The 9,566-nt window shown below is 65.5% G+C and carries 11 protein-coding genes and 1 pseudogene; 6 read left to right on the top strand and 6 right to left on the bottom strand.

Annotated features, from left to right (window positions below):
- The first annotated feature begins 35 nt into the window (after nt 1-35).
- The 3 genes from ACFW2E_RS30025 (at nt 36) to ACFW2E_RS30035 (ending at nt 2,959) form a co-directional block, all read left to right on the top strand.
- Nucleotides 36-440, top strand: coding sequence for a hypothetical protein (locus ACFW2E_RS30025; RefSeq protein ID WP_384470213.1), 405 nt, complete (start codon nt 36-38; stop codon nt 438-440).
- Nucleotides 441-1,086: 646 nt separating this feature from the next.
- Nucleotides 1,087-2,436, top strand: coding sequence for a hypothetical protein (locus ACFW2E_RS30030; protein WP_384470214.1), 1,350 nt, complete (start codon nt 1,087-1,089; stop codon nt 2,434-2,436).
- Between the two features lie 253 nt (nt 2,437-2,689).
- Nucleotides 2,690-2,959, top strand: coding sequence for a transposase (locus tag ACFW2E_RS30035; RefSeq protein WP_384470215.1), 270 nt, complete (start codon nt 2,690-2,692; stop codon nt 2,957-2,959).
- A 234-nt stretch (nt 2,960-3,193) separates the two neighbouring features.
- Here the strand turns inward: ACFW2E_RS30035 and ACFW2E_RS30040 are convergent, their stop codons facing one another.
- The gene (locus ACFW2E_RS30040) at nt 3,194-3,577 is read right to left on the bottom strand and encodes a hypothetical protein (RefSeq protein ID WP_384470216.1); all 384 of its coding nucleotides are present in this window, start codon (nt 3,575-3,577) and stop codon (nt 3,194-3,196) included.
- Nucleotides 3,578-3,762: 185 nt separating this feature from the next.
- Complete coding sequence (locus ACFW2E_RS30045; protein ID WP_384470217.1) at nt 3,763-4,194, bottom strand: hypothetical protein; 432 nt, start codon at nt 4,192-4,194, stop codon at nt 3,763-3,765.
- Nucleotides 4,195-4,429: 235 nt separating this feature from the next.
- On the opposite strand from ACFW2E_RS30045, the gene ACFW2E_RS30050 reads away from it, so the two are divergent.
- Nucleotides 4,430-4,819: a transposase gene (locus tag ACFW2E_RS30050; protein WP_384470222.1), complete on the top strand. Its 390-nt coding sequence runs from the start codon at nt 4,430-4,432 to the stop codon at nt 4,817-4,819.
- A 37-nt stretch (nt 4,820-4,856) separates the two neighbouring features.
- Here ACFW2E_RS30050 and ACFW2E_RS30055 read toward each other — a convergent pair whose 3' ends face one another.
- On the bottom strand, nt 4,857-5,000 hold the full coding sequence (locus ACFW2E_RS30055; RefSeq protein ID WP_384470218.1) for a hypothetical protein: 144 nt from the start codon (nt 4,998-5,000) through the stop codon (nt 4,857-4,859).
- Between the two features lie 680 nt (nt 5,001-5,680).
- On the opposite strand from ACFW2E_RS30055, the gene ACFW2E_RS30060 reads away from it, so the two are divergent.
- Together ACFW2E_RS30060 and ACFW2E_RS30065 are read left to right on the top strand one after the other, a co-directional pair.
- Nucleotides 5,681-6,076: a hypothetical protein gene (locus ACFW2E_RS30060; RefSeq protein WP_384470219.1), complete on the top strand. Its 396-nt coding sequence runs from the start codon at nt 5,681-5,683 to the stop codon at nt 6,074-6,076.
- Between the two features lie 299 nt (nt 6,077-6,375).
- Nucleotides 6,376-6,543: a hypothetical protein gene (locus ACFW2E_RS30065; protein ID WP_384470220.1), complete on the top strand. Its 168-nt coding sequence runs from the start codon at nt 6,376-6,378 to the stop codon at nt 6,541-6,543.
- Between the two features lie 550 nt (nt 6,544-7,093).
- Here ACFW2E_RS30065 and ACFW2E_RS30070 read toward each other — a convergent pair.
- The 3 genes and pseudogenes from ACFW2E_RS30070 to ACFW2E_RS30080 all read right to left on the bottom strand — a co-directional run.
- Nucleotides 7,094-8,149 carry an HTTM domain-containing protein gene (locus ACFW2E_RS30070; RefSeq protein ID WP_384470223.1) on the bottom strand — a complete coding sequence of 352 codons (1,056 nt, stop codon included), beginning with the start codon at nt 8,147-8,149 and terminating at the stop codon, nt 7,094-7,096.
- Between the two features lie 79 nt (nt 8,150-8,228).
- A complete protein-coding gene (locus ACFW2E_RS30075) occupies nt 8,229-8,861 on the bottom strand; it encodes a DUF5819 family protein (RefSeq protein ID WP_384470221.1) in 633 nt (210 codons plus the stop codon).
- A 267-nt stretch (nt 8,862-9,128) separates the two neighbouring features.
- Nucleotides 9,129-9,566, bottom strand: a pseudogene (locus tag ACFW2E_RS30080) (hypothetical protein); the annotation flags it as partial.

Raw genomic sequence — 9,566 nt, forward strand, 5'->3', positions numbered from 1 at the left:
GATCTACACTTGATTTGGAGTCGTCAGAGTAAGATGTGTATCAGAGACAGGAGTTTGATATCACCGCCGCGACGCGTCTGTCCGAGGAGGGGGAGATCGAGGACGTCCTCGAGACGATGCTCGGTTGGGCAGACCAGCTGGGTCCTGACCCCGGCCTTGCGGTCAACGTCCTGACGAACAGACTGCAGCGCACCGCCATTCAAGTCTCGGAGTCCGAGGCCGAGGAACCGCCTCCGGGCCGGGAGGCGTCCTTCGCTGCCGCGATGACCGCGCTGTATGCCCTCAGCGCCCAGCTGCACGCCGATCGAGGTGATCGGGAGGGAACCCGTCGGGCTCTGTGCGGGGCGGAGGAAGCCCTCATCGACATCATGCAGGGCATGCATGACCTGCGTGTTGCCATCGGTGACGCGTCCGGGGAGGACGAGGGGTCAGAGGGTTGACGACAGTACCGCCGTATCACGAAGCCAGGCATCACGACCGGCGTCACCCAGGTCTGTCGAGCCCCGGCCAGAGTTCGAAAGCCGACTCTGAAGACGTCCGATGCGCACCGGCGGTGCGGTGCATCGCGATGCCTGGTACTCCCGCATCTCTCCTGGATGGAGCTGTGACGGCGCTACACGGCAGCGGTCTTGGCCAGCGGTCCGTGCAGAGCCGACGTGTCCGTCGCCGGGCAGGTCCATGACGTACAGCACGGGCTCTTCGCCCTCGGAGATTTCGAAGGCGAAATTCGCTCCTGACGGGATCGCCACGAGCGAGGACTGGTCGCCGAAGGTCAGCGGAGGACAGGGCTCGCAGGAACAGCCGGCCTTGTCCAAGGCGGAAGCGAGGTCCGCGTGCTTCAGCCCTGCCGGGAAGGTGCCGTTCCCCTCGACAGCCGGCGGGGGGAGTTCGACGACGTCACGCCAGGTCTGGACGAAAATGAGAGAGACCTTGCGGCAGCGGCAGACACTCAGCTCGAGGTCTCCGTAGGCGAAGAGCCCTGGCCACTTTCGGTTCCCGGATCCCAAACTGCCGTTGTGAGGCCATAGTGCGAGGGGTCTCGCGCGCCTCGCTCCGGCAAGGGACGGGATGGACGAAAGTCTTCGTATGCCACTGCGTCATCCACCCAAGGCCAATGTGCCGTCAAAGCCGCTCAAACACGCCTTGCTGGCACGGCAGGCCGGGCGAGCACGATCCTCTGCACGCTCGCGATCGGTACGCACGCCCAAACGCATGGAGCGTTCGGGGGCAGCGCTGGTGCTGATCGTTCTGGTACTGCTGGTGACGTCCGGATTTCTCTGCTTTTTTGGAGTGGAAGACGTCAGCGAGGCTTTGGCCTATACGTGGCGCTTCACTGGGATCCTGCTCATCCTGGCATCCGCCATCGTACTGCTGGCCGCAGTTGCCGCAGTGGATCATTGGATTCGTAGAAGTTTCGCTTACTCCGGGCTGGTGGCGCTGCTCGGCAGCATCACGGCCGCTGTGTCCGGCCTGATGTTGCTCATCGTCACGCTGCGAGACGGAGATTCCAGGGGATATCTGCTGCTATGGACTGTTCTCGCTGTCGGGTCTGTCTGGGCGTCGGTCAACATTTACCGAACATCGATCGTGATCCCTTCCCCGCGGAGAGTTGCCGCAGGGGTGGCTGTTTCGGCGGGCATCGCTGCGGTGAACTTCGGCTACACGCAGCTATACCAGCCATACCACGCCGAGCCCAACCCTCTGCTGGATGTGACATTGGGAAGTCCTGTCCTGGCAGCCGACAAAAAGGCTTTCGCCTTGCCGGTCACCATCAGATTCGAGAATCGAAGCAACGTGGGTCTGTACCTTCTTGCTCCTGAATTCCATGTGATGGGCCGTACCGTGCATCTCAGCTCCACAGATCGGCTCGCTCCGCAGTGGCGTAACGACGTCGAGGCTGGAAACCCCTTGTCCCGTCGTGAGGTCAGCCAACCGTTGCACCTCGTGCAGGCTAACAATTGGGCCGTATTTGGGAATTGGCTTGCGGCTCACCAGTCTTTCACCACTACCAGAATCGTGGAACTTCCCACGAACACGCCGTTCGACCAGATCCAGGTACGGGCCAGCACGGGAATCGCGCGCGGAGACCGACTCTCAATAGAGACATTCGGATCGCCTACGTCGTACTCCTGGGAGAATCCTCATCAAGAGATGCCAAAGTGGCAAGCCGAAGGGACCGCCGGGTACGTCGTCTACCATGGACGTATTCACGAAAACAATGCAATTGCTGAACATACACGGGATCCACGCTTTGTCACTATCTGGTGGAATTTCGGCGACAAAGGAGCCGGTGTTTCCGGCGTGATTGCACGTCGGGGTGAAGAAAGTCGTCCGCTCACGGGGACGGAAACGGCTGAACTGGCCAATCGATACGGCTTCGAGTTCGTGAACAAGGGTTGGGTGGTACGCAGCTTGTGGGACCTTAAGCAGCGGTGAGGCCGAGCGACCACCGGCACCGCCCGTCCCACGTGCCCGGCCGCCAATCGGAACCCAGCGGCGTTCCAGGCGATGACGTCCCAGCCCCACCTGGAACCCCCAGGGAGCTGGATGCCCACGCACTGGCATTCCGAGTCCACCCTGCAGCCCCCTTGCCCGTCCGAACAGGTGGACAGGCTACATACTGAAGCTTCCCCTTGATCGTGGACACCTGGAGACTGGGATCTTGAGGTTCCAGAGGAAGTAGCACCAGGTGGGAAGCAAGTACACGAAGCGGTACACCGAAGAGTTCAAGCGGGACGCGATCGCGCTCGTCGATTCCTCGGGCAAGACGGTCACCGCGGTTGCCCGGGAGCTCGGTATCAGCTCGGAGTCCCTGCGCGGCTGGTACCGCCGGGCCAAGGCGGACCGGGGCGAGGGGGAGTCCGGTGAACTGACCAGCGCCGAGCGCGAGGAGCTCAAGCGGCTGCGCAAGGAGGTCCGCGAGCAGCAGCAGACGATCGAAACAACTGCGGGCTGCTGACGCGGAGGGGATCGCCCGGCTCAAGGTGACGTCGAAGCACTCGTCGGTGCTTTGCACCAAGCCGTGATGGAGAACCGGCAGCTACGGCAACAACTCGCCGAGCAGCCCCACAACGTCCACGTCCTGACCATGCAGCCTCGACAACCAGCCGTTTTGACACGGGCCCGCCGCCTCCTCATCAGGGACGTCACCCGCCCGAGCGCACCCTGCAATTCTGGCCACTCAAGGCTGGCCTCACTTTGAGTTGAGGACGACGGTGCAGTCCCTCCACCACAGCCCCCAGTCGTGCGTGCTCGCGGACCACGCGGCCGACATGGCGTCGCTGGTGCCCCGTTCATAGGCGTCCGCGAACGCCTTCGTATCATCCGCGTCGTTCTGAAGCTCCCTCGCGATCTTTGGGTCCCGCGCGGAACTCGCGGCCAGGCTCAGTTCTTGTGCGTATCTCCTGTCAAATTTGATGGATGTGCTCTTGTCGGAGCCTGCACCCGCTGTTGCATGGTCGCTCCATGCGTCTTGTGCCTGTCGACAGGCCGAGCGTGTCGCATTGAGCCGGGACTGCTGCGCAAGATGATCATGCAACCACCATGACCCGCCGCTGATGAGGCCGAGCACGACCACGACGCTCGGTCCCTTCTCCCTCACCGTCGAGAAGATCTTGCTCCACGGAAGAGCCCCGACACCCCGCGCCGGACTGTAGAAGTGGTTGTTCTGAACACTGTGCGATCCGCCTTGTATGGCGGTCGGACCGTGGAATTCCGTGTGCCCCGACGAATCCTCTCCGGGGACGCCGCGGCTTGGTGCTGTCATGCAGTGTGACCGAAGTGGTTGTCCTGGCGGTTGCCGCTGCCGGTCTGGACCGCAGTCGGTCCGTGGAAGACATTGCCGCTGAGGTTCCCCCCGCCGTCCCGGTCTCGGACGGTGCTGCCTTCGACCAGGTCGCGAAGCTCGGCAATCGCGGAGTCGCGCTCAGCTCCGTGCAGGCGCTCCAGCAATGCCTCGAAGTGAGCCTGCCAGAGGGCAATCTGGCGGATCTCCACTGCTTCTTCACGCTCGGTCGGCAGCAGGGCCGCAGTCCGGTCGAGTCGTTGCAACTCGAGGAGCTCGGACTCGCGGCTTCTCTGGGCCATCAAGCGCGCCACGCGGCGCCGCGTCTCAGTCCACGCATCGGTGCCGGCGGCTTGTACCACCGCGGCCCCTCCGGCAGCGGCCAGCGCTGCCAACGCCTCCGAGAGCATTCGCCGATCTCCCCTGTCAGTCCGCGTTCGCCAACGGCAACGGTACCCCCAACTCCTCACCCCCTAGGTGAGTTCTGGCAGCAAAGCCCTGTGAAGACTTTCCTGTATTCGGGCGTCCAAGGATGGCTGATGCACGGGCGTCCTGCGGTCCGGACTCCGGTACCTCCAGCAGACGCTGAGCGCCGCGCTGGCCAAGGTGGTCAGATGAGGCGCTCAGTCACAGCCTTCGAACCGCCTGACTTCCACCGTTCAAGGTGACCGCCTCTCCGGCGCCGCCGGCCTGGCCCCCGTCGCCAGAGACTCCGGACGCATCAGCGGCAACATGTGCCGCCCCCGACACCACAGCCGTCGCCTCATGCGGGTCTTCTACATGTCGGCCATGGTCAGTGCCCCCTCCTGCCCCGTCTCCCAAGCCTTCTACGAACTCAAAAGAGTCGAGGGAAAGAGCCACAGACTGGCAATCATCGCTCTCGCGCGACGCCGTCTGAACGTTCTGTCGCCCCTGATAGACGACGGTCGCGCCTTCGAGGCCACCCCTCCACCCTCCGGCCGCACTCGGCTAAGGACACTCACACACTGTCACCGACACCAGTCGACAGCTTCATTGGGAACCAGTTGCTGTTGACGGGCCCTGGTAGAACAGAAGTTCAACATGCCGAACCTCAAGGAAGTCGTCGCTGACCGCCGCGCAGAGCATCGAGCGAGAAGAGTTGGGAAGCGGGCCAGGCGCGGGTCAAGGTGGACTTGCCCGCACCGGAGGCACCTATCAGCACGATCAGCCCGTTCTCCGGCAGCTGCGGGTGCATGCGGCATCTCCTAGCGGGTCGAGGGAGCGGGTGGTCCAGTTCAGGCGCTTCCCGGCGTTGTCGGTAATGAGGATGGCGGCCTCGTGCAGGTGGCAGGTGGCAGGTGGCAGGTGGCAGGTGGCAGGAGGCGTCGCCGTCGCGGCCGGGCTCGATCTGTTCCGCTTTGCGTGCGTCGGTGCTGATGGCTGCCCGAGGGCCGGGAAAGGGCCGCCGGGCACGGCAGAGTCCTCCTGGAACTCGTACAGGATCGCGGCAAGCTCCAGGCCGTCACGTCGTCGGCGGCCAGATCGTCCTCGATCTGCTGAAGGGCGAGCTGGGCGATGCCGACCGAGGCGCGGACACGGTCCACCCAGGCGGGAGCCGCCGGTCACCGGGGCGACGCCCGGGTGCTGACAATGAGCGCGGCAACCGTCTCCCAGCCGTGATGCGAGGCGGAGTCCAGATGGAAGGCCCCATTGAGTCCGTCGTTGGCGAGCTTGTAGAAGCCGCCCTTGCCTGTCCTGGTGGCGATCTTCTCCAGCAGTGTCGGTAGGATCGGATATCTGGTCGTGCGGAATAGGCGGGCGGGGCAGCCGGTTCCAGCTCGGCTGGACCGCGGGAGGCGCAGAGTGGCCCAGCGCCCCGCGCGGGCCACGCCGAATCCTGTAACAACGCCCGCGTTCGGCCTCTACAGTCACCGCATGGTCACCGAGGACGAGCACCCAAGTCAGCCCGACATCGCCACGATGCTCACTGACCAGACCCGGGCCTGCAAGGCAGCACGCGACGCCATCGCCGCCGGCGGCGAGGTAGTGGTCTGGGACAGGGAGGTGCCCCAGTGGATGGTCGCTGGCATCGCTGCGACGAGGCTGAGATGGTCGTTGAAGCGTGGCCTGACGACCCTCGGCCTCGACGAGACCGTTGAGATCCTCGCTCAGCACCGCGACGAGCAGTTGCGCACCGGCATCATCGACGCAGCAGACCGGTCCTGGTTCTTCACGCTGTACTTCGACGCCACCGGGACCGAGCTCTTGGCGTGCAGCGGCGTCAAACGCAAGCCACCTTCGCAGGAGGGCGGTCAGAAGCTCCAGCTGTAGAGGCCGCCACCCGTGTTCACCGCAGACGCCGCGAGCCGGGCAACTCCCTGCAGGACCGCCAGTAGATCATCGTCGCTCATGTCGTCCCCGTCCTCAGACCAGAGCCGCGTGGTCCAGCGACCTGCGAGCTCTTCGGGGAGCCTTGGTGGTTCTCCGAAGTGAGCCAGAGGTCGACGGGGGCTGTCGGCAGGTCGCGTCGCCAGGGTTACCTGACGCGAGCGAGATAGCCGGGCGCAAGGCCTGCATTGATGCGTGGGTCGGGGCCATTCTTGCCCATTCCCCGGACTGGAGTCCGGGGGGTGGTCGAATCGCCCGAGGAGTGCCCGAGCCAGTCCGGTAGCACGCGGGCGGAGCTGTACATGCTGGGCAAGGAGAAGGCTGAGAACAAGCGGGTGTTGCTCCCGCCGATCGATGACCGGGCTTCGATCAAGGCCGAGGAATCCGCCACGAAGACTGACCGGCCGTGACCGCCGCGCCGCGCACTGCCATCTAACTCGTCCTGCTTGCGGTCCCGTTCGGCCTCGGGGGTGCTTCGAGGCGAGGCTCTTTCGGGTGTGCCCCGAACCAGCCTGCGCCTGGTGGTAGTAAGTGCCCGGCGTGTGCCCACGCCCCTGTCCAGCTCCGGCAGGCCCTCACTCCCGGAGGGGCCCCGGACGACGTCGATGCTGCGGCAGGAGGCGAGGCACCGCTCTGCGAAATCCTGGTCCGTGTCGAGGGCGGCCGCCTCCAGATGTGTCCGGATGGTGGACCTCCGCCCCGTAGAGGCCACCGCCTGCCGGGCGGCGGGACGCTGGGCGGGTAGGGCGACCCGGGTGCCCATACCCGCGAGCGTCTGCGTCGTCTCCGGCCTCAGGCCAGGGTGCGGCGCAGCCGTTCGCCCCGATCACGGCAGGCCAGCGTACTGCGGTCAGAACTTTCAGGGCTTCCTCCACCAGCAGGTGCGCGTCGGCGACCAGCGGTGCTCGAGCGGTGCGCGATGCAGGGTTTTGGCGGGGTGCGCGGGACCAGGTGTCAGTTTCAGCTGGCCGTTCCCGACTGGGGTGGGACCGGTGCAGCCCCTGCGGGGGTGGGATTGCGCGCCTTTCTGACATCGGTCCATGGGACAACGCGCATCAACAGCTGTCCCAGGTACCGGTAGAAGCGGTCCGGGAGGAACACAGCGTCTGCGGCGATCATCGCGCCGGAGAAGAGCGGCAGGCCCAGGAACAGCGCGATACCCAGGTGCATGCTCAACAGCATCGTCAGGACAGGGTACTTGAGTCTGCCGAACAGGACGAACGGGAAGGCCACCTGCAACAGCACGGTCAGGTAGCAGGTGATGGCGATCAGTACGTCGTGTCCGTCCGCCATGCGGGAGAGCTCGGGCCAGGGCTGGAACAGGTCGAGGTTCAGGGCGTAGTGGAGGGCGGTGCCGTTGCCCCAGGAAGCGCCCTGCACCTTGTACAGGCCCGCGGATCCGTAGAGGAAGCAGACCTGGGCGGCGATGACGAGCATGCCGCAGTTGTGGAGCACGGTGGTCACTTGCAGGCGCGCGTCGTGGAGATGGCGTCGCAGCTCGCCGGATGCCTGGTCCGGCGGGAGCCGGACTGTCCTGACCGCGGATGCTCGGAGCCGGGTCCTGCGCGCGTCGAGGGACCAGCGTCGGCCGCATGCGGTGACGACGAGGTAGAGGGCCATGAGGAGGATGAGGTTGTCCCCGCCGTCCGTCATGAAGATCGCCCTGGCGTGGAACGACGTCACTACGACCGCGAACAGCACGGACACCGCTCTGGTCCGCCAGCCCAGCATGAAGAGCGCGGAGATGACGAGGGCTGCCGCGTAGCAGGCTTCGAAGTAGGCCCGGCTGCCGGACAGGGTGAGGATGCTGGCCCACCCGGTCTGGTCGAAGAGTTGCCTGGCCAGTGCTGGCGTCCACGGTGAGCCGGGACCCCAGATCTCGTCGCGGTGGGGAAACTCGCGCAGCAGGAAAGCGAAGTAGAGGAACCCGTAGCCGATGCGTAGCACCGCCGCGGCGTACAGGGAGATCGGCCGCTCCAGCAGGAGAGTGAGGAGCGTTGCGAACCGGGCCAGCATCTGCTGCGGCGCGTGTGCGCTCGCCCGCTCGGTGCCGTGTCCGGGCTGCGACGGCGATGCCGCCGCGATCGGTGTCTGCTCAGCCTGTTGCATGGCGGGCCACCTTCCACCAGGGCAGGTAACGGGTGTCGGCGGGCCTCGGTGGGGCCGCGCCCAGACCGGGGCTGCCCGCTGCGGCCGGCGCGGCGATGGGCAGGGTGATCACCCGCAGCTGGATGGACTCGAATGTGCCGCGGCGATGGGTGGCGATGCGATCCGCTGCGATATTGCGCAGGTATTGCTGGATCATCAGAGCGCGTTGCGAGCGCGGATGGTCGTCGCCGCCGTGCGTTTCGAGGTAGGAAGTCCAGGCCCGGCGCAGCATGTTCTGTGCTGTGTGGCTGGGGAAGGGGTCATGTCTTACCTCGGTTGTGTCGACGGCGGTCAGGTCGAACCAGCCGCTGACCTGGGCGGTGCCGTCCGGGGCGGTGTGCATGGTCCTCGCCGAAATCTGCCGGTTGACGGACTCCGGGTCCGGGGCGAAGAGCCGCCAGTTCTGTTCGAACAACGGGAAGACCCAGGCGTTGATCTGCCGACTGTACTGCCGGGAGATGGGATTCGGTGGTGCCACCTGCAGGAATACCAGGAGTACATGTGCCAGGGTCGCCGTCAGGCACAAAACCACGGCGACTTGTACGCCGGCCTTCAGGGCGATGGGCGGCTCTGAGGACATTTGGAGCGCAGTCGGTCTCCCGCCCTCCTTCCGTGCAGTCGGCCCAGCTCCAGCTTGGTCTGATCCGTCAGCATCTGCGGCTGCAACGCCACCCCGCACGGCCCCATCCGGTCCTTCCTTCCCGACTTCTCTCACCTGGTTCTCCTGAGCTTCCGTCTGCGGTGTGCGGCGGAATCGACGACGATCCGCGCCGCACGCCCCCGGTTCTACTGGTGTACGTGGGCGGCTGCCTCCGAGCACTTACCCCTCCGGAGCCGGCCGTGCATGCTAGGCAGGATCACAGAGGTAGTCATCGTCCTTGCCGGGCTTGCTGGGCTTGCTGGGCTTGCCGGGCTTTTCGGGCTTTTCGGGCTTTTCGCCATGCTCGTTGTATTCGTCGTGGGGCTTGCAGCCGTGGTCGTGCCCGCCTGTGGTGCCGCTTGTCGTGGTACCCGTTGTCCCACCAGTAGTTCCGCCGGTGGTGCCGGTGGTTGTCCCACCAGTAGTTCCGCCGGTGGTGCCGGTGGTGGTTCCGCCGGTGGTGCCGGTGGTGGTTCCGCCGGTGGTGCCGGTGGTTGTCCCACCAGTAGTTCCGCCGGTGGTGGTGCCGGTGGTGCCGGTGGTCCCGGTGGTCGTGGTGCCGGTGGTCCCGGTGGTCCCGGTGGTGGTGGTGCCGGTGGTGCAGGTGGTGCGGGTGGGGCTGGTGGTCGTGGTGCGGGTGGTGGT

This window comes from Streptomyces sp. NPDC058964 (genome assembly GCF_042741275.1).
Classification (GTDB): Bacteria; Actinomycetota; Actinomycetes; order Streptomycetales; family Streptomycetaceae; genus Streptomyces.